Here is a 17,832-nt window from a genome sequence, read left to right as displayed (position 1 = left end):
TGGCCTTCTTTCTCTTCCTGAAACTGCGACATCATCACCGGGGCCGATGCGCCGGCGGCGATCAGCGCCAACATTACAGCGCTGAGTTTTGATTTGTTCCCCATTACTCACGCTCCAGCATTTCAAGCTCTTCCGTGTCGATCGTCTCCGTGCGTTTTTTTATCCAATCACGTAGAAGCCGCTCGCGCCGGCAGCGGAAGTAAGTACCGAGGGCAATACCAAATGCAGAGCAAAACATGCCGAAAATGACCCCGATAATGATCCATTCACTCTGTGAGAAATAATTAATGATGCCGAGGACGAATGACACTGCGCTACCAGTGTGCACGGCTCCATCGGCTGCTCTGATTAGCATTCGTGACATCCTTACCTCCCGCCGGGCGGTTGGCGCTCATGAAATGAAAAGGCCGCCAGTGGCAGCCTTATGGTTTGGTGGTGATGCGGATGTTTACTTCGCCGTCGCAACCAACAAGCATCGGCTGATCAGCAGGCTCACTCTAATACCCTTCCATTGCGATATAGGCACCCGCGATAGCCTGACCAAGCGCTTCCACATCAATTACGCCATGACAGGTCGTAAGGGCATGCTTCAGAGCTTCGCGCGCCTGGGACTTCGCGCCATCGGGTAAGTGGGAAAATTTCATCGTGAACTCCAAGATGTAGGGATCAGCCACCAGCCGTAAACGATTTGGCGATACGGGGTGTGCCAGGTGTGTGTGTCGTCCGTTGGCTGGGGCTGAAATGCAAAAAGCCCGCTCAGAGGCGGGCCTTAATTGATTGGTCATGTGACAAGCGGAAATATCACATCATGGAGACAAAGCTAGTCCATTTTCGCCAAACTGTCAACACTTTGCTTTTAACGTGACGCTATTTTTCTTAATTCTGTTAAACCGTGACCGCCGCCAGCATAGAGTCCGCGATACTTTCTTCTTTGTGACACTGTGTGACAAGTTGCTCATAGAATGGCTTGTAGTCCCGGCGCCAGGTGGTTTCCGCTATCTCTAAGCCTTCCAGCGCCAACGCCTTTCTAACCTGCTCAGCCGGCAGGCGCGCATACCCTCTACCGCTGCACTTGTCGCAGTCCTTCGTCACCGGGATCCCTGTCTTATCGCTCAGCTTCTTGTCCAGCACCTTGCCGCGTCCGTTACATCTGCAGGCATTGCTGATCACCTTCTTTCCCTTGCAGGTCGGGCAAAGCACCTTCACAACCTCCCTCACTGATTTCACTTCCTCCCAGTACGATGGGAACACGCCTTTTGTGATTTTCGCCCACTTCGGTGGCTTACCGTCTGGGTACTGGACTTTGTTGGTGAAGACCTCAGCGTCAATAAAGCCCTCCCCCTTGCAGCATTCGCACGTCCTGACGCTGGCCGCGCTGCGGGAGTAATCCTGGAATGCAAACGCCACCATGACGCCGATCGCTCTGTGCTGAACCTCTTCACTGTGTTTGCGGATGGCCTTGTGTGCGCCGGCGGCTTTTATCGCGTATTCCTTCAACCGCTCCAGCGCGCGCTCAGGTGAGCTGATGCCCTGTTTTGCCAAAAACAAATCCAGACCGAACTCTGCCTGAGCCTGGCACATGCCGAATGCCGCCATCACGTCAGTACCGGTCAAAGAGTCCGAAGCCGTCGCGCGCGGTGAGTCGCTAAAGGTCGGTGATTTCGGTGCAAAGTATTTTGGAATCGACTCTAATCTCATGCTATTTCCCCTATAATTATTTGGCCAACTTCGCCCCAGACCTTTGTTACTCGACCGTCCCAGATGCGGCAGTCGTCCTCAAAAATGGCATCCAGCAATGCCTTCTCCAGATTGTCCTTGTCTGGCTTCTGCTGATGCGGTTTCCCGGCCATCTCAGCGCGTTTCTTCTTGCTCCAGCTATCTGGCATGGGTAAAACAAACGTCACGTGATAACCGCTCTCAGGCAGCGAGATTCGATTCAATTTCACCTCGTCGCAGAATGCCCGGTAGCGCAGAACTGGCGGGCGCTTGGCCCACCGGTCTTTTTGTGTCATGCGTGGTTTAGGGATTGGCGTTATCTGGTACGTCTTCATGCGATAGCCCCGATGCCAATGGAGTAATCCAGGAACTGCGCCAGCAAATCGGTTTGGCTACCATGTTCCGCTTCCCACGCCGCTGGGTCGTCATGCAGTTTGCGGTGACAGGTGCGGCACAGCGGGATTGTCAGGTAGTCGCTTGGCTTGGTTCCCATTCCGCCCAATCCGTGGCCGATGATGTGGTGAGGGTCATCAGCGCGAGCGCCGCAACCGCAGCAGGGGCGAGTCTTAACCCATTGGGTATATTTGCTGTCCTCTACGCGAGTGAGCTTTGGCCGCAGCATGAAGGCCTTTTGTGGCGCCGGGTCTACGGTGAAGCACTTGATCGCCTGCTTGGAAATAATCGCAGTGGCCGCCGGCGTGCAGTCCATTTCGGACTCTTTGCGGGTGCCGGTGATAACCTTTGGCTCCGGTAAGTCGGTAACGGTGCGCGCGACGTCATCGGGGATCAGGTCGAATACGCCGGACAGCATGGCCCACAGCATCAACTCTGGAATTGTCAGCTGTCCTTCAGACTTCAGGCGGTGTTTTGCCGTTGCTACCACCCAGCGCGCCGTGTTGCGTGCAGCGATTTTTTCAATCTTCGGTGAGACACCCAGGCTTTGTTTGTAGCACTGCGGGCAGATGCGAACGGCGGAATGCCCTACGCGCTCAGTGTCCAAAATAGTCGCCGGCCGATCGTGTTTGCTGTACTGGCATTTCGTGAACTGCGTCGCCCAGGCCTCAATCGCGTTAACCCCGCCGCAGGCGTCTATGACGCGCTCATGGGTGAAGAAACCCTGTAACCGTGGGTCGTTGGCGATCTCATGCTCCACCGCCGGTAGGATGCCTTCAGGAGCGTCTTTGAACTCTTTCGGCAGTGTGGAAACCATCACGCGGCCTGTCATGTGAAACGCCAGCTTTTCGTCTACCGGGATCAGGGCAATACCCAGATCATGCTGTACCGCTGCTTTGACTATCGCTCTCATGTCGGTTGTCCCTGTTTTTTGGCGCGAATGCGAGCCAGCAGTTCTTCACCTTTGCGCTGAAATTTGCCGTCTTTGTCCATCAGTTCTGATGGCGCTGGGATGTTCTGCTTATATGCGATTTGTGGCGCAGGGGTTGGCACGCGCTCGCCCTTAGCCAGTCGTTTAGACCAGCGGTTGAGGTGTTGCTGAATTGACTTGCGGATCTCACTTTCGGTGTGGTTGTACTGGAGCATCTGGTGACGAACGTCGATCACAATCCAGTACATGACCGGAGCCGACCAGTTGAAATCCTCTGGGCGGACGTGGCCGCGATTAGCGCTGTAGCGTTTGAACTCCGCCTCAACCTCATCAACCGATGGCAGGCCGGCATTCAAAGCTGTACCCGTCTTGCACCAGCCAATGAATTTCCCACAGCTCGGCCAGAAATCGCTTTCTTGCTGTCGGGCCATACGCATGCCAGCTTGCAGTTGTTCCACCGAGGTGATCCCGTTCTCTGCGAATGCCAGGATCCACTGACGCTTTGCTGCAGCGACTTCTGCTGGCGTGCTCAACGCTGTTTGTTTTGCCGCAGGGAAGACTTGCATGAGGTTGGTGAACAGCAGATCAACCAATTTTTCCGCATTCCCATTGACTACCCGCGCCTGTGGCTCCGCCGGCATCATCCGCGCCAAGGCTCCACCATCGCGATTTTGAATGGCACTCATGAATTTATTCATAGCGTGTTACCCCAGGCTTCGGCAGTGTTCCAGTGTCCACCAGACGCGCCGGCAGGATTGGTGCTCAGCTTCAGCGTCAGGTCATCCCACTTCTCGCGCAGCTTTGACGGGCTCAGGATGTTCTTGCACCAGAACGGATCCCGGTTTGCCTTAGCGAACAGCTCGCAGATTTGCTTGTGCGTGCGACCGTCCTGAGAGCACATCAGGCGAATTTCGTTTGCCCAGTCTGCCCAGTTAGGTTCCTTCGGTCTGGCGACTTCCCCATCGCTTTCGGCAGCTTGCTCATACAGCTTCACGATGCGAGAGCGGATCCACTCCGCGCACTTCAGGTCTTCAGCACTACCCCAGATTTTTTTCTTGGCACTGAACACAGCAGCTTCAGGATGCCGAGATAAAAACTTCTCCTCGTCTGATTCGTCGGGTTGCGTAGCGACCTGACAAGAAGATTTATTGTCTTTAGGTTCTAGTGATAGGTTCTGGTGCCACGTGCTGCCACAGGGGGTGCCAGCAGGTGACACAGGGGCTGTGCTTTCTGACACCACACCTGTGCTTTCTCCTGACCCACCTGTGTTTTTTGACGGCACAGGGGCTGTGCTTTTTCCTGCCATAGGGGCTGTGTTTTCTGACGACACAGGGTTACCCAAGGTCAACTGGTAAATATTTGACGTGTTGCCCTTCCCATTGTTGCTACCAAGGCGGTTCTCTTTGGATAGCAACCCCATAGTTATCAATGCTGTGATATGTGCCTTTACCGCGCTCTTGCTGCATTCGCAATGATCGGCAATGTGTTGGTACGACGGCCAGCATTCGCCGTCATCGTTGGCGTTGTCAGCCATTTTGATGAGCACCAGCTTGCGCAGTGGGTTACCCACCTTAATTTTCATGGCCGTTGCCATTAAGGTCATGCTCATACCGCTACTCTCTTAAACTTATTAAACTGCCAAAGTGGCCTCGTACAGGTGCCAGCGTAATCATCACGCTTAAAGGTCACTTCCAGCGAACTGGAAGCCGTAACAGTAATCATGCGCCCGTGCTCATCGCGGTAGCGCTCGCCGATCATCGGAATACGCAGAGCGTCACCCTGGTTTGCAGCCAAAGTGTTTCGTGTCAAAACAGCTCGCATTCGCTCCTGAAGCTGCTCCTGCAATGTGCGCATAATTACCCCCATCACCCGTTATTGCGCCTCAGCCACCACCGGCAGCCCTTTCGCAAAATTCACGTAATGCACGTTGTTTCCATGGCGCATGAACTGAGCACCCATCGGGGCCAGCTCCAGCAGCGCCGTTAAATGTCGCTCCGCTATCGGGACATACCCCGCAGGGGTTATCTGCGTCTCAGCGTCGACCACCCGCAGCCCAAGCCGCGCCAACACCTTCGCGCTCACAGCCAACGCCCCAGCCTTCCACTTGCTCAGCCACGAAGCGTCATAACCCAAATCCCGCGCTACCTCCCCCTCTCGCTGGCCGTAAAGCGCAGTCAAGATCGCCGTCTCGTTTTCATTTGCCAGAAACTCAACGTCTCGTGACTGGCGTGATGTTGCTTTTTCCATCTGTGATAATTTCTCCTGTTAGGCGGCCTAGGTCGGATTTAGCTCCGACCTGCTCAAATCATGGCGGCAGCGGTGCCCAGGAAAGGCTTTAATCTCCTCGGCTTCGATGCGGCCATCTTCATGAACGATGACTGTGATGTTCCTTTTCAGGGCTATGGCCTTGCTGATTGCGCTTTGGCGAACACCAAAGAGTTTTGCAGCCTTCCCCTGCCCATACTGGGAAACAAATACTGTTAGTGGGACTTTCTTCATCTTTCTCTCCTGTAGCTACGCCGCCATTATCACCAATAGTAATTTAAATATCAACACTAACAGTGATTGGTGATTATTCCATTAGGTAATAAAATCGGAAATATGAAAAAGAAGCCTCTGACGCCAGAGCAATCCTCCGCAGCTAAGATGCTCAAGGCGATATATGACTCAAAAAAAAGGGAGCTAGGGCTCTCTCAGGAGCTGCTTGCAGAAAAAATGGGTATGGGGCAAAGCGGTGTTGCTCAGTTGCTGAATGGCTCGAATGCCATCGGCCCAGGTCATGCAGCGAAGTTCGCAGCAATCCTTGGCATAAAAGTTGATGATTTCAGTGCGCATTTAGCATCTGAGATTGCTGAAATGGCAGGCTATGTCGGGGAAAACGAGGTCGCTAAAGTATCTCAACTAACAAAAGAACAAGAAGACCTACTGCGCGTATTCAACACGCTACCGAAGGCGGAAGCTGACCGATTCTTGGCTGAGATGAAAGCACGAAGCGCTCATTTCATGGCCATGTACGAAGAAATGCACAAGAAGCTCCACGGTAAAGCATCTTAGCACTTGGTTCCTGTGTTCATGTAGCACAACAACCAACATCACAACTTAACGCATGTAATTGTTATTCTGGATTTTTATTGACCACCCATTGTGTCTTCGGCAAACAAACAACTTGCAACTAACTTGTGGTTGCTATTAAGCCGCTAGGGGATATACTTCACATGAGTAAAAGCCAAAAATTACGAGAACGGCTTAATGCGCTACCAAAGGATTTTACTTGGGATGAGTTAGTAACGCTGCTGGGTCATTATGGCTTCAACGCGATGTCTGGAGCAGGTTCAAGACGAAAGTTTACCAATGCGGGTGGGAGGCTCATTAGTTGCCACTGTCCTCACCCAGGAAATATCGTTAAAGGATATGTACTTAAAGAAGTAAAAACCCTTTTAGATGAGCTAGATAACTATGAGTAAAATGTTAAATTTCAAAGGGTATTACGGAAGTGTTGATTTCTCTCTTGAAGATGGAGTTCTTCACGGGAGGATACAATGTATCAATGATGTAGTGACATATGAGGCAGACACATTGCCTGCACTTCAAGTAGCCTTTGAGGAGGCGGTCACGGATTATCTCCAGACCTGTGAGGAACTGGGCAGAGATGCGGATAAGACCATGAGCGGTACATTTAATGTGCGCATTGGCCAGGTTTTGCATAAAAAAGCATTTTTGGCTGCATGCAGCACGGGGCAATCCCTGAATGATTTTATAAAGACGGCGGTTGAAGAAAAACTCTTCAACAAAAAAGAGTTTCACTTCCACTTTGAACAAAGAGAAGCGACTAAGACTCAATCACATAGATTCGTTTCAAGTTCTCAAGCTGACCTCAAGTGGACTGGTGTCGTAGAGAAAAGGACTAATCATTAATGCTTGAAAAAATTAAATTTAAAGGTTTCGAGATAGCCTCATCTCAATTTACAGAGAATGGAGATACCGAAGGAGGGAAATATAACGTTTCCTTTGAAGGCTATGGGGTAACCTCTGAAAAAAATGATGACGGTGGTGGCTGCTGGATCCAAATCGAGGTTAAACCCAGGATTCATGGGTTTAATGAATCGGCAGATCCTGAAAGCGCGACCCCTGTTTTTGAAGTGGAATTGTCCATGTTGCTTTTCTTCGATTATCTTGCTGAAGAGCCCTTGAGTAAATCTTATATATCTGAAAATATTTGGTTTTTTGAGAATTTTATCACAATTTCTACAAAACTAGCTGTTGAGTCAACGCTAAGCCATACAGTGTTAAATACAATTAAGCTACCTTGGTCCACGCCAGTCTAACCTCATCCAAACACCGACAGGTCGCCGAACCCCAACAACAAAACCACAAGCGAAGCACCTAACTCTCCCCCGCCGCTGTGCGGGGATTTTTTTGCCTGCCGCTCACCGATTGACCTATCCCCTTCCGTCTCTGATGGTGCTTTCGCCGTGTCGAAGAAAAATAAATTTATAATAAAAACATTAACATAACTAATGGTGATAAAATAAAATCACTAACAGTGTTGACCAATAAATTACTAGAAGTGATAATTCACCCCATCGACAGCAACAACGTCACCCAGAACACCGGGATGCTCTTTAACAATTCAGAAAGTCGGATGAAATACCGGACCCATTGGTAATTCTGGCGCACAACGAAGACCAGCCGCGATCCGGCTGTGACGGTGGCCAGGTGCTTATGTGTTGGGTATGAAGCGCAAATTAACCCATAGGAGATCAATCCAATGAAGCAGTAAATCGGCTAATGGCCTATTAGGCCAGCCACGCGACGACGGTGTTACAGGTCGGGTTCCCACGGCGACGCAGTGAGGGAAAGGAGGCGTAAAGCATCACTAAGTAACCGGTTAGCGCCCGGCGAACGCATCAGCAGCTTCAAATGACGAGTGGATTTACCCTGCCGCTGCCAATACGGGCGGTAGGCATAAAACCACTGAGGAGTAACGCTATGGGATGCGATATCCATTTGTACAGAGAGAAGCAGGTTGGCGGCCAGTGGGTGACCGCTGACGTTTGGGATGAATACGACAACAGCGAAGGCGATACGTACGCCGAAGTACCATGGGAAAGGCGATTCACTCGCCGTAACTACAAGTTATTTGGCCTACTGAGTAAAGGCGTTAGGGCTGATTACCCTTTCTCTTTCGAGCCGCGTGGGTTGCCGTTCAACGCCTGCAATGAGGTTGAAACCAATAGTGAGCGCTGGAATGGCGACGGCCATTCACACAGTTATCTGTACCTGCACGAGCTGAAAGATATGCGGGAGTTAATGAAGGTCGCGACCATTAAGGTCAGCGGCATGATGGACCGCAATCAACTGACGGCACTGCGTGCGTCTATTGCATCAGGAAAGCCGAATTGGGACCAGCTTTACCCTTATTGCCAATGGGCGGGACTTGATAGCTACGAAAATTTCGAAATCGACGTTCCAGCCGACTTCATTATCGGCAGCAGTATGGACACGATCATCGCCTTATTTGACGGTGTCGATGGTGACAACCACCGGATCGTTTTCTGGTTCGATAACTAATACCACCGCGCCCTACGGGGCGCACTGAGGCAATCATGACATTCAACGAAAAGGTCTGGCTAGGCGTGGTTGTCATCTGCGTCGCATTCTGGTCAGCAGTCGGTTTTCTGGTCGCCGGTTAACGCCGGCGTCTCACTTATCTGGTGGCGTATCGTTCCGGTTCTCATTTAAACCTACACAGTATAAATCCCCGGTTCGATGCGCCACCAGGTGCGTGAGAAATCACAAGCCTGCTCAGTACCACTTCCCTTGTCACATCCTTTGCCCCGATCGCCGGTGCTCTTTTTTTCACATCAGTAAAGGCGCTGCCCTGCTCCAGTGTGCTGGAACCGTAGGGAAACCGAGCGCGTGCATCAACTCAGGCAGCGCCTTTACTGATGTGAATTTCATTGAGAGGACATGTTATGCAAACCACTACCCAACGCTGTGAGCACTGCGGCCAGACGCGCGACGTAGCAAAACAAGCTGTGAGCATTCAGCGCTATGAAGACGGCAGATATAAGGCCGTGAGAATCCTCGTCTGCGCCGATACCTGCGCGCCGGTGTACGTCGTCCGCCAGAACATCAGAACACTGCAGCGCCGCCTGCACACTCAGCAGCGGAGGCCAACATGGTAAGCCTCAACGCCCGCATTCAGCACAAGTACGACCTGACCGGGGGCGATTTCGCCCCTAAGCGCCACCACGGCAAACACCTCTTCTACCTTCTCATTTTTACCCTGTGCCTGCTGACTGCCGGCGCGGTCTGGAGTTGATGCATGGCGAACTCATTCAAGCAGATGAAGAACAACGGAACGCTTAAGCGGACTGACTCCGGGATGTTCATCAAGCTGGCTGATATTCACGTCCAGGAGGGCTTCAACAAGCGCGTAGACGATGAGCGCACACAGGCCGCTGATGATGACCTGTTCAATCACCTGTCATCAGGGAAACCGGTTCCTCCGCTTGAGGTTCGTCCGCGCGATGAAGGTGGCGTGTGGGTTGTTGAGGGCCACCGCCGGCACCGCGCATATTTACGTTGCCGTGACGCGGGAAAGCCCGTTGAGTGGATAGCCATCCTGCCTTTCACTGGTAGCGACGTGGAGCGCATAGCGCGCATCATGAACAGCAATAGCCAGCTGGCGCTTACCCCATACGAGCAATCCCAGGTGGTAAAGGAGCTCGCAGGCTTCAATCTGTCACCGGATGAGATCGCCGCGCTGGTCGGCAAAAGCCGCGCTACGGTCGATAAGCTGCTTGCCCTCACCCAAGCAAATCACGATGTTCAGACGCTGGTCAAAGATGGCGCCGTTGCCGTCGATGCTGCTGTTGAGCGCGTAAAAGAGCATGGCGATCAAGCCGGAAAAGTGCTGGCTGGCGACGTTGAGAAGGCCAAAGCCGCAGGCAAGAATAAGGTCACTAAATCCTTCATCGCGCCGAAATTCAGTGCTCCAAAGTCCCGCAAGCTCGTCACGCTCTTAGCACAGGCTGAAGTCCGTGAAATCGACGGCCAGACCGCCTACATCCTTCCGGCCGGAACTCAGCTTGATGTGCTCGCCATTCTCGATGAATTCCGCTCCACCAGCGGCAAGGAGAATCCCGATGGTTAAGAGATATAACCCTGATTACGTCATGCACGCGGCTCGCTTTGAGCCGTTTGCCCGCGAGGCTGAGCACGGTGAGTTCGTTAAATTCTCCGATTATGAAGCCTTGGTTTCAGAACTCGCCAGCAGCCGGCAGATCAACGCCCAAACGCTGCAGGTAAAGCTGACAATGGCTGAAACCATCAAAGAGCTGACTGATCGAGTTGATCGCCTTAGCGGCATGCTCACCGAATCCAGAGTTGCAACAAAGTCAGCAGAAGAACGAGCCGATGCGCTGGCTGTGGAGAATGCGGCGCTGAAAGAGTTCATCAAGAAAAAGTGTTTTGTTGTTCCAGCTGGGGCTTCTTGCCTTGCTGAGGCAGATGAATGTGCAGAGGGGAGCATGCCTGAAACCCCAGCCACTGACGCAGCACTTGCAGCTATCGAAGTGCGAGGAGTGGAGAAGTTCATCAAGCTGAAGATGGAACAACTTGCCAACATGCATCCAGACACCCACGCATTTGGAGCTACAGCCGAGTCTCTGCGCGCTCAGATTAACGAGCTGCAAGCATTCGCAGTCCAGCTGCGGGGGGCCAAATGAAAGAGCGCCCAGTGATTTTCAACGGCGAGATGGTTAGAGCCATTCTCCACGGCCGCAAGACCCAGACGCGGCGCACTATTGCCAATGTCGGCTCAGATAACTGCATTCCACTGCAGAAGCCCACCAAAACCAAAGACGGTATTTACACGCATGTCATGGATGCGCCAGCGCATGGTTTATGCCCATTCGGCCGGGCAGGCGATCGGCTGTGGGTGCGCGAGACGTTCGGCGATTGCGGCAATCGACTCGTATATCGCGCCGACACTGAAGATGGAGCGGCAAGCCAGGTTAAGCGCTGGGTTCCTTCAATTCATATGCCGCGCGAAGCCTGCCGCACCCTGCTAGAAATCACCGCCGTGCGTGTTGAGCGCCTGAACGATATCAGCCACGAAGATGCAAAAGCTGAAGGTTGTTGCTACGGCCGTGGTGGCGGAGTTCCTGACTTTGCTGTTACTCCAGCAGACCATTTCCCGACGCTGTGGGCATCCATCTACGGCGTAGAAAACTGGCGCGCTAATCCATGGGTGTGGGTTATCGAGTTCAAGCAGGTCAGCGCTAGGGAGGTGGATCGTGGTTAATCAAAACTTCAAGCCAGGGAGCCTGCGTTATTTCGATGAAGAAATTGGCGCGCACGTCGTTTCAGAGCCTGGCTCTACTTCGTACAGCTCAACAGCGATGGCGGCAACTGAATTTTTTAACGGCATCGAGTGGTTGCCGGTAGATGGCGATGGCGATGGGGAGGTGGAGCGTGGGTAGATTACTCAATAAACGCGAGCGTGATTTTCTTAAGCCGGCGATCGTCCATTTCTGGGAAATAGAGATTTCACCCTGGCGTAAATCGGCGCTATGGGACGGTGACGCATTGTTGCCGGTGCGTGTAGGGAAAATGGCGGATTCGCTAATTGAGCGCGGGTATCTTGAGCGCGTAAGCCTGGGTATGGGAAGCGAAACAATTCGCGCTACCGCCAAATCTAAATCCCTCCGCTGTTATCGCTGCACGTACGGTCGAATAGGCGACAACAAATGCCCGCATTGCGATGGCGGGATTTTGCCAGAGGAACAGAGCAATGGCTAAGCGTAAGAGCAACAGAGCGGCGCGTCGGTTGTTGTGCATGCCGGTATGGCTGAGCAACAGAAAGCAGATGTCGGGCTGGCCATCGACAATCCGCACAGTCTATTTCGCCGACAAAGCAAAGCCATCTGCACGCCAGAACAGAAAGGCCAAAGAGATTGCTGCATATAGATCAGAGCGGGCCGAGGCCCAGGAGAAAGCACAATGAAAACTCTGAATATTTCATGGCTTGGCGCATGCCCTAAATGCGACAACGAGACGCACAAGGTTGAGACGGAAAAAGGAACCGGGGTCTGGCTTTATTGCGGCGACAAAATTACATGCTCGACGTGCGGAAACACTGGTGAGGTTGATGTCGATGACTGCGCTTACGCGGTATGGGATGAGCTGGAGAAAGCATTATGAGCAAAGCTACATATCTAAAAGATTTGAACCACGCGCACTTCATCGAAAGCTCATCCAGGAGCAAAAAAGCCAGAGCGCCATACAAAAACATGGATAAAGACCGCTGGCTTGAAGTCTGTAACGCCCATAACCGAAAAGTAATTCGCAAAGCCAAGCGCTCTGTCGGCAAAGCAAATAAAAACGGCTGTCGTCGTACTGCAATGGGCCTGCGTGGTTTTCTCAACGAACTGAACATGTGGGCGCAGTTTACCAACGTTAATAGACAAGGTTCAGGCATACCGAAGCGCATCTACCGCATTAACCACCGAGGGGTAATTTCTCATGGATAAGCTGAGCGAACTGAGCAAGCCGGTGGCGCAGCCGGTGGAATATGGCGACGCATATCAGGGAGCGCGCGAAGATTTATCCATCTGGAAACGCCGAGCACTTGAGGCTGAGGATAAGATGCGTCATCTGGAGAAAATAAACGACCATTTGGTCAAAGAGGCTCAGGGCGAACATAGAATGGGTGAACCTATACTCACCGCCCCGCCAGCGCCAGCAGTGCCGGAGGACTATTTCGGGAGGTTGGTGGAAAAGGCTCGCGTGTCGGCAGACAAGGCAATGCGTAAATTTCCGCAGCCGAACTACGTTCTGAACAAAGTCGCTGAAGAAAGCGGCGAGGTCATCAAAGCGGTTATTCATTACACAGAAGGCCGCGAAGAGTGGGCGAACGTCGAAGGTGAGATCATTGATAATCTTGCTATGCTAATTCGCCTTGTTGTTGAGGGCGATCAGATTATCGGGTTCACGCCTCCTGACGCCTGCCGCGCAGCAATGCTGGCAGCAGCGCCGGAGGGTGGGAATGATCACGATACCCGACGATAACGAAATCATCTCGCGGCTCAGTATTGCCGGTTCAACGCCGGATTCGGTCGCAAGCCTCCTCCGCTGCGCCGGCTACAACGGCATGACCGGAAAAGCTATCCGCCAGCGCCTGATCAAGCTGGAAAAAGAAAACGCCGTTGAGAAAGTCCGCCGCCCTGGCATCCGTTCCGCGTGCTGGGCGCCAATCACCAAATAACCCACCGAAAATATGAAACCACGAATTCCGCAACGAATCAGCGCCAAAGCTGAGGGGGTTCTATGCGCCTACAGGGAGGGCAAAAAGAAACCCAACCAAACCTACCAGCATAAGTATTTGACGCTGCCAGTGGCCCGCTGCTGGCGAATGCTTTCGAAAGACAACGGCAACTCATGGGAAGTCATGAGCCATGAGCGCTACAACAACCAAATCAGGATTTAAACATGACCAGTCATCATGCATACCGCAATATCGCCAGAATTGCGGCTGAATGTGAACAACGTGGATGGTATGAAAAGGCCGCTGAAGTTTGGGAAAAGTCCCTCAAACTCGCACGAGCAGTCGATGTTCCGTGGATTAAAACCCGCATAGAGTTTTGCGTCAACGCGGCCGCACGACGCTGGGGAGGTGAGAATTGAGCACCGTTTTTGCCAGCAATACTCCACCCGAACACAAAGACCGGTGGCAAACCCCGATCGAAGTTTTCAACGCACTGGATGTTGAGTTTGGCTTCTTCCTGGATGCAGCAGCGGACGATGGCAACGCGCTATGCGCTCACTACCAGACAGAGCAGGATAACGCGCTGTCAATCGACTGGGTTAGTTACGGCGCCATCTGGTGCAATCCGCCATACAGCGACATCACCCCGTGGGTGATTAAGGCTGCGGAGCAATGTCACGTGCAGAATCAGCCGATCGTGATGCTGTTGCCGGCGGACACATCAACGGGCTGGTTTTCGTTGGCGCTGCAGTCAGTCGATGAAGTCCGCTTTATCACCGATGGCCGCCTAGCGTTTATTAATTCCGCAACGGGCAAGCCGGGGAAGAATGGCAACAGCAAAGGCAGTTTGATTTTCATTTGGCGACCATTTATCAAGCCGCGATGCCAGTTCTCCACCGTATCCAGAGACGAGCTCCTGCGCATAGGAAAAGGCATAACGATGGAGGCAAGCGTTGCATGATATGGACTCAGCAAAGAAAAACCTTCTCCGCAGTACAGCCAGAGAGCTTTTAAGAGATTTCGACTCCCCTTCCAACAATTTAACCCTCCGTCAGTTACTCGATAAGCACGCAGTGAAGATAGCCCCATACTGGCCGAAGTCTCCGCCGGTGTGGCTGCGCCTTTGCTGTGAGGTTCATCGGGTGCGGGAGGGGAAATAACGAGGTAACCATGGCCGACCCCCGCGCAGCCTCGGATGAGGCCAAATTCATGAAGCTCAAAGAGTACGCGGAAAAAATTCAAGTATCCCCCCATACGATATACCGAAACCCTGCGAAATTTCACATGTTCAAAGTCGGCGGGTCGTGGAGGGCTAACAAAGAAAGCATAGAAAAATTCTCGCAGACCAATAACAATGTCTTCCGACTGGCTGTGGTCGGCAGCAAGGAGTCAAAACGATGCCGATCTTCAAGAGGGGTAAAAAATACTGGATTGATATCTCCGCGCCAGACGGCACGAGAATTAGACGCTCTGCTGGCACCGAGGAAAAGGTAAAGGCTCAGCAACTTCACGACAAGTTAAAGCATGAGCTCTGGGCCGTAGCCAACCTAGACAAGCGACCGGAGAGGCTGTTCGAAGATATGGTTGTCTTGGCGCTGAGAGATGCCGAAGGGCAATCAAGTTATGAGAACAAGCAGATTTACGCTCGATACTGGCTTGGCATCTTCGGCGGTAGAGTCGTGTCCTCCATCACCGGGGAAGAAATTGTAGATAACCTGCCGACTCATAACCTGGCTACCAGAAAGCGCCTGGCTAACGCTACCAAAAACCGATACCGATCATTCATCATGAGGGGCTTCTCGCTCGCCGACAAAAGTGGCTGGCTTGATAGACAGCCTTACGCGCAGTCAATGAGAGAGCCGAAAGTTCGGGTTAGGTGGATTGAGGAAAGTGAGGCCAGATCGCTGATAGCAAATCTGCGCCATGATTGGATGAAGTGGGTGTGTTCGTTCGCGTTGCTGACCGGAGCACGCTTGGGGGAGATTCTTTCGCTGAAATGGAAAAATGTTAATCTTAGTCGTCGAGTCGCTGTTGTTACGGCGGAAAACGCAAAATCAGGGAAAGCAAGACCTCTTCCCCTTAGTGATTACGCAGTCGCGATGATGCGTGAAATCCCGATCGACAATGAGTATGTGTTTTCGGCTAACGGCGAAAAGGAGGGGTACATCAACAGAACGGATTTCGAGCGAGCACTTCAGCTTTCCGGCATCACGGATTTTCGCTTTCACGATCTCCGCCATACCTGGGCAAGCTGGCATGTTCAGAAGGGAACGCCATTGATGGTATTAAAGGAATTGGGTGGATGGGAGAAGCTCGAGATGGTCAATAAGTATGCCCACCTGAGCGGTGAGCATTTGAACAAATTCAGCGGCATTGTCACGTTTTTGGCACAAGACACCGAAAGCACGAACGACGCCGTTAGAATTTCTCTTGTAAGTTAATGTTTTTACAACGAAACAAACACACACCCTAACTCATGTTGCCGCATGAGCATCAGAGAAACAGTCTGATGTCGTTGAAACGGGGCCGCGCCGTAGGCGCAGCCCGGGAAATTAACCGCCGACGGACTCGTTTTCCGCCTGCGGATTACGGCTGATGAACATCGCATCGCCGTAGCTGAAAAAGCGGTACTGCTCGGCCACCGCCTGCTGATAGGCATTCATGGTATTTTTGTAGCCGGCGAAGGCCGACACCAGCATGATCAAGGTCGATTCCGGCAGGTGGAAATTGGTCACCAGCGCGTCGATCACCTGGTAGTGATAGCCCGGATAGATAAAGATGCTGGTGTCGCCGAAGAACGGCGCAATCAGCGCCTCTTTGCTGGCCGCCGCGGCGCTTTCCAGCGAACGCACCGAGGTGGTGCCCACCGCCACGACGCGCTTGCCGCGCGCCTTGCAGGCCAGCACCGCATCGACCACGTCCTGCGGCACTTCGGCGTATTCGGCGTGCATCACGTGATCTTCGATGGTTTCCACGCGCACCGGCTGGAAGGTGCCGGCGCCGACGTGCAGCGTCACGAACGCCATTTCCACGCCTTTGGCGCGCAGCGCCGCCAGCAGCGGTTCGTCGAAGTGCAGGCCGGCGGTCGGCGCGGCGACCGCGCCCGGTTTCTCGCTGTAGACCGTCTGATACAGCTCACGGTCGGCGTCTTCATCCGGGCGGGCGATATAAGGCGGCAGCGGCATGTGGCCGGCCGCGTTGAGAATGGTGAATACGTCGCGTTCGTCGTTGAAGCGCAGCTCGAACAGCGTCTCGTGGCGCGCCACCATGGTGGCGGCGATGCTCTCGTCATCCCCCAACAGCAGCTCGGCGCCCGGCTTGGGCGCTTTCGACGCGCGCACGTGCGCCAGCACGCGATGGTCGTCCAGCACGCGCTCCACCAGCACTTCTATCTTGCCGCCGCTGACCTTGCGGCCGAACATGCGCGCCGGGATCACGCGGGTATTGTTGAACACCAGCAGGTCGCCGGCTTCCAGCTTATCCAGCAGATCGGTGAATACGCCGTGCGTCAGCGCCCCGCTCGGCCCATCCAGCTGCAGCAGGCGGCATGCGCTGCGCTCGGCCTGGGGGTAGTGGGCAATCAGGGATTCGGGAAGTTCAAACGAAAAATCAGCGACGCGCATGGGTATTCACTTCTTCAATTTAAGGCTGGTTGGTAAAAAACAGGCGGCCTAGTCTAAAGCCGGGGGCGGTCAGCGGCAAGAAATAAGGAGGATTTGCCTGACTTCAGGTATAGTTGAGGGATGAATTTTCTCGCTCACCTTCACCTGGCCATGCTGGCGGACAGTTCGCTGCTGGGCAACCTGCTGGCCGATTTCGTGCGCGGCAACCCCGCCGCCGACTACCAGCCCGAGGTCGTGGCCGGCATCATGATGCACCGCCGCGTCGACGTGCTGACCGACAGCCTGCCGCAGGTGAAAGCCTGCCGCGACTATTTCAGCGCCCCCTACCGCCGCGTGGCGCCGATCACCCTCGACGTGGTGTGGGACCATTTTCTGGCGCGCCACTGGCAGCAGCTGGAGCCTTCACGCGACCTGCACCAGTTTACCCAGGAAGCCCGCAGCCAGATCGAACCTTACCTGCCGCTCACGCCCCCGCGTTTTCAGAACCTGAACGGCTATCTGTGGCCGGAACGCTGGCTGGAACGCTACGCCGAATTGCCGTTCATCGCCCGGGTATTGCAGGGCATGGCCAGCCGCCGTCCGCGCCTCGAAGCGCTGGCCGGCTCGTTCGCCGACGTCGAACAACATTATCATCAGCTTGAAACACAATTCTGGCAGTTTTATCCGCAAATGATGCAGCAGGCGAAGGAAAAAACGCTCTGAGGTCAAGCCCAAGCGTTTGAAATTGCAGCGCATTGCAAGAATTTACGTTTTGCCGCTTGCCCTTTTGCAAGAAAAGGTTATTTTTAAAGCTTGATAAATTATATCAACGACTTTGATAGGTAAAAGCTATCTCATTGATTGGTCTTTTACCCTTTATTCACCAAGTCATGGCCCCTATACTGGCCCTTGTTTTT

At 53.3% G+C, this 17,832-nt stretch carries 31 protein-coding genes and 2 pseudogenes; 22 read left to right on the top strand and 11 right to left on the bottom strand.

Annotated features, from left to right (window positions below):
* The 10 genes and pseudogenes from ADK28_RS33130 to ADK28_RS23430 form a co-directional block, all read right to left on the bottom strand.
* A pseudogene (locus ADK28_RS33130) lies at positions 1-104 on the bottom strand (lysozyme); the annotation flags it as partial.
* Positions 104-355, bottom strand: coding sequence for a phage holin family protein (locus tag ADK28_RS23475; protein ID WP_226905879.1), 252 nt, complete (start codon positions 353-355; stop codon positions 104-106). The pseudogene ADK28_RS33130 and the gene ADK28_RS23475, both read right to left, overlap by 1 nt.
* Positions 356-885: 530 nt before the next feature.
* Entirely contained in the window at positions 886-1,698 is an 813-nt protein-coding gene (locus ADK28_RS23465) for an antitermination protein (protein ID WP_048796819.1), read from the bottom strand.
* The gene (locus ADK28_RS23460) at positions 1,695-2,051 is read right to left on the bottom strand and encodes a RusA family crossover junction endodeoxyribonuclease (protein WP_048796818.1); all 357 of its coding nucleotides are present in this window, start codon (positions 2,049-2,051) and stop codon (positions 1,695-1,697) included. The genes ADK28_RS23465 and ADK28_RS23460 overlap by 4 nt, the downstream gene beginning before the upstream one ends.
* Positions 2,048-3,022 (bottom strand): DUF968 domain-containing protein, encoded by a 975-nt coding sequence (locus ADK28_RS23455; protein ID WP_048796817.1) that lies wholly within the window; start codon positions 3,020-3,022, stop codon positions 2,048-2,050. Before ADK28_RS23455 ends, ADK28_RS23460 begins: the two co-directional genes overlap by 4 nt.
* Positions 3,019-3,738 carry a replication protein P gene (locus tag ADK28_RS23450; RefSeq protein WP_048796816.1) on the bottom strand — a complete coding sequence of 240 codons (720 nt, stop codon included), beginning with the start codon at positions 3,736-3,738 and terminating at the stop codon, positions 3,019-3,021. Before ADK28_RS23450 ends, ADK28_RS23455 begins: the two co-directional genes overlap by 4 nt.
* Positions 3,735-4,649, bottom strand: coding sequence for a helix-turn-helix domain-containing protein (locus ADK28_RS23445; protein ID WP_048796815.1), 915 nt, complete (start codon positions 4,647-4,649; stop codon positions 3,735-3,737). Before ADK28_RS23445 ends, ADK28_RS23450 begins: the two co-directional genes overlap by 4 nt.
* Positions 4,646-4,894 (bottom strand): DUF4222 domain-containing protein, encoded by a 249-nt coding sequence (locus ADK28_RS23440; protein ID WP_161802729.1) that lies wholly within the window; start codon positions 4,892-4,894, stop codon positions 4,646-4,648. Before ADK28_RS23440 ends, ADK28_RS23445 begins: the two co-directional genes overlap by 4 nt.
* Before the next feature lie 18 nt (positions 4,895-4,912).
* The gene (locus ADK28_RS23435) at positions 4,913-5,287 is read right to left on the bottom strand and encodes a hypothetical protein (protein WP_048796813.1); all 375 of its coding nucleotides are present in this window, start codon (positions 5,285-5,287) and stop codon (positions 4,913-4,915) included.
* A gap of 27 nt (positions 5,288-5,314) precedes the next feature.
* The gene (locus ADK28_RS23430; protein WP_048796812.1) at positions 5,315-5,539 is read right to left on the bottom strand and encodes a Cro/CI family transcriptional regulator; all 225 of its coding nucleotides are present in this window, start codon (positions 5,537-5,539) and stop codon (positions 5,315-5,317) included.
* A 102-nt stretch (positions 5,540-5,641) separates the two neighbouring features.
* Here ADK28_RS23430 and ADK28_RS33555 point away from each other — a divergent pair.
* The 21 genes and pseudogenes from ADK28_RS33555 to ADK28_RS23360 all read left to right on the top strand — a co-directional run.
* Positions 5,642-5,899, top strand: a pseudogene (locus tag ADK28_RS33555) (helix-turn-helix domain-containing protein); the annotation flags it as partial.
* A gap of 356 nt (positions 5,900-6,255) precedes the next feature.
* Positions 6,256-6,504, top strand: coding sequence for a type II toxin-antitoxin system HicA family toxin (locus tag ADK28_RS30535; RefSeq protein ID WP_075202134.1), 249 nt, complete (start codon positions 6,256-6,258; stop codon positions 6,502-6,504).
* Positions 6,497-6,955 carry a type II toxin-antitoxin system HicB family antitoxin gene (locus tag ADK28_RS23420; protein WP_048796811.1) on the top strand — a complete coding sequence of 153 codons (459 nt, stop codon included), beginning with the start codon at positions 6,497-6,499 and terminating at the stop codon, positions 6,953-6,955. The genes ADK28_RS30535 and ADK28_RS23420 overlap by 8 nt, the downstream gene beginning before the upstream one ends.
* Positions 6,955-7,365 (top strand): hypothetical protein, encoded by a 411-nt coding sequence (locus ADK28_RS23415; RefSeq protein ID WP_048796810.1) that lies wholly within the window; start codon positions 6,955-6,957, stop codon positions 7,363-7,365. Before ADK28_RS23420 ends, ADK28_RS23415 begins: the two co-directional genes overlap by 1 nt.
* A gap of 664 nt (positions 7,366-8,029) precedes the next feature.
* Positions 8,030-8,611, top strand: a complete 582-nt coding sequence (locus tag ADK28_RS23410) for a hypothetical protein (RefSeq protein ID WP_048796809.1) — start codon at positions 8,030-8,032, stop codon at positions 8,609-8,611.
* 404 nt (positions 8,612-9,015) lie between these two features.
* Positions 9,016-9,228, top strand: a complete 213-nt coding sequence (locus ADK28_RS31835; RefSeq protein WP_075686574.1) for a hypothetical protein — start codon at positions 9,016-9,018, stop codon at positions 9,226-9,228.
* Positions 9,222-9,365 (top strand): hypothetical protein, encoded by a 144-nt coding sequence (locus ADK28_RS32275; RefSeq protein ID WP_154582428.1) that lies wholly within the window; start codon positions 9,222-9,224, stop codon positions 9,363-9,365. Before ADK28_RS31835 ends, ADK28_RS32275 begins: the two co-directional genes overlap by 7 nt.
* A 3-nt stretch (positions 9,366-9,368) precedes the next feature.
* Positions 9,369-10,199, top strand: a complete 831-nt coding sequence (locus ADK28_RS23405; RefSeq protein ID WP_048796808.1) for a ParB/RepB/Spo0J family partition protein — start codon at positions 9,369-9,371, stop codon at positions 10,197-10,199.
* The gene (locus ADK28_RS23400) at positions 10,192-10,773 is read left to right on the top strand and encodes a hypothetical protein (protein WP_048796807.1); all 582 of its coding nucleotides are present in this window, start codon (positions 10,192-10,194) and stop codon (positions 10,771-10,773) included. Before ADK28_RS23405 ends, ADK28_RS23400 begins: the two co-directional genes overlap by 8 nt.
* A complete protein-coding gene (locus tag ADK28_RS23395; protein WP_048796806.1) occupies positions 10,770-11,351 on the top strand; it encodes a hypothetical protein in 582 nt (193 codons plus the stop codon). Before ADK28_RS23400 ends, ADK28_RS23395 begins: the two co-directional genes overlap by 4 nt.
* Entirely contained in the window at positions 11,344-11,529 is a 186-nt protein-coding gene (locus ADK28_RS31830) for a hypothetical protein (protein ID WP_152929742.1), read from the top strand. The genes ADK28_RS23395 and ADK28_RS31830 overlap by 8 nt, the downstream gene beginning before the upstream one ends.
* Positions 11,522-11,848, top strand: a complete 327-nt coding sequence (locus ADK28_RS23390; protein ID WP_048796825.1) for a hypothetical protein — start codon at positions 11,522-11,524, stop codon at positions 11,846-11,848. The genes ADK28_RS31830 and ADK28_RS23390 overlap by 8 nt, the downstream gene beginning before the upstream one ends.
* On the top strand, positions 11,841-12,053 hold the full coding sequence (locus ADK28_RS23385; RefSeq protein ID WP_048796805.1) for a hypothetical protein: 213 nt from the start codon (positions 11,841-11,843) through the stop codon (positions 12,051-12,053). Before ADK28_RS23390 ends, ADK28_RS23385 begins: the two co-directional genes overlap by 8 nt.
* Complete coding sequence (locus ADK28_RS23380; RefSeq protein ID WP_048796804.1) at positions 12,050-12,250, top strand: hypothetical protein; 201 nt, start codon at positions 12,050-12,052, stop codon at positions 12,248-12,250. Before ADK28_RS23385 ends, ADK28_RS23380 begins: the two co-directional genes overlap by 4 nt.
* On the top strand, positions 12,247-12,579 hold the full coding sequence (locus ADK28_RS31045) for a hypothetical protein (RefSeq protein WP_239686275.1): 333 nt from the start codon (positions 12,247-12,249) through the stop codon (positions 12,577-12,579). Before ADK28_RS23380 ends, ADK28_RS31045 begins: the two co-directional genes overlap by 4 nt.
* Positions 12,572-13,117, top strand: a complete 546-nt coding sequence (locus ADK28_RS33125) for a hypothetical protein (RefSeq protein ID WP_075202133.1) — start codon at positions 12,572-12,574, stop codon at positions 13,115-13,117. The genes ADK28_RS31045 and ADK28_RS33125 overlap by 8 nt, the downstream gene beginning before the upstream one ends.
* Positions 13,095-13,313 (top strand): hypothetical protein, encoded by a 219-nt coding sequence (locus tag ADK28_RS23370; protein WP_048796803.1) that lies wholly within the window; start codon positions 13,095-13,097, stop codon positions 13,311-13,313. The genes ADK28_RS33125 and ADK28_RS23370 overlap by 23 nt, the downstream gene beginning before the upstream one ends.
* Positions 13,314-13,325: 12 nt before the next feature.
* Positions 13,326-13,535, top strand: coding sequence for a hypothetical protein (locus ADK28_RS33600; protein ID WP_072270069.1), 210 nt, complete (start codon positions 13,326-13,328; stop codon positions 13,533-13,535).
* A 2-nt stretch (positions 13,536-13,537) separates the two neighbouring features.
* Positions 13,538-13,732 (top strand): ANR family transcriptional regulator, encoded by a 195-nt coding sequence (locus ADK28_RS31820; protein WP_152929741.1) that lies wholly within the window; start codon positions 13,538-13,540, stop codon positions 13,730-13,732.
* Positions 13,729-14,274, top strand: a complete 546-nt coding sequence (locus ADK28_RS23365; protein WP_048796802.1) for a phage N-6-adenine-methyltransferase — start codon at positions 13,729-13,731, stop codon at positions 14,272-14,274. Before ADK28_RS31820 ends, ADK28_RS23365 begins: the two co-directional genes overlap by 4 nt.
* A gap of 436 nt (positions 14,275-14,710) precedes the next feature.
* The gene (locus ADK28_RS23360) at positions 14,711-15,754 is read left to right on the top strand and encodes a tyrosine-type recombinase/integrase (RefSeq protein WP_048796801.1); all 1,044 of its coding nucleotides are present in this window, start codon (positions 14,711-14,713) and stop codon (positions 15,752-15,754) included.
* Positions 15,755-15,865: 111 nt separating this feature from the next.
* Here ADK28_RS23360 and queA read toward each other — a convergent pair whose 3' ends face one another.
* Positions 15,866-16,936 carry a tRNA preQ1(34) S-adenosylmethionine ribosyltransferase-isomerase QueA gene (gene queA, locus ADK28_RS23355; protein WP_016928878.1) on the bottom strand — a complete coding sequence of 357 codons (1,071 nt, stop codon included), beginning with the start codon at positions 16,934-16,936 and terminating at the stop codon, positions 15,866-15,868.
* Positions 16,937-17,056: 120 nt separating this feature from the next.
* Between queA and ADK28_RS23350 the strand changes: the two genes are divergently transcribed.
* Complete coding sequence (locus tag ADK28_RS23350; RefSeq protein ID WP_033641155.1) at positions 17,057-17,638, top strand: ACP phosphodiesterase; 582 nt, start codon at positions 17,057-17,059, stop codon at positions 17,636-17,638.
* Positions 17,639-17,832: the final 194 nt, after the last annotated feature.

The organism is Serratia sp. 506_PEND (assembly GCF_001076875.1).
In the GTDB taxonomy this organism is placed as follows: domain Bacteria; phylum Pseudomonadota; class Gammaproteobacteria; order Enterobacterales; family Enterobacteriaceae; genus Serratia; species Serratia marcescens.
Note: the sequence above shows the minus strand (reverse complement) of the source record. Positions and strands in the feature narration are given on the sequence as shown.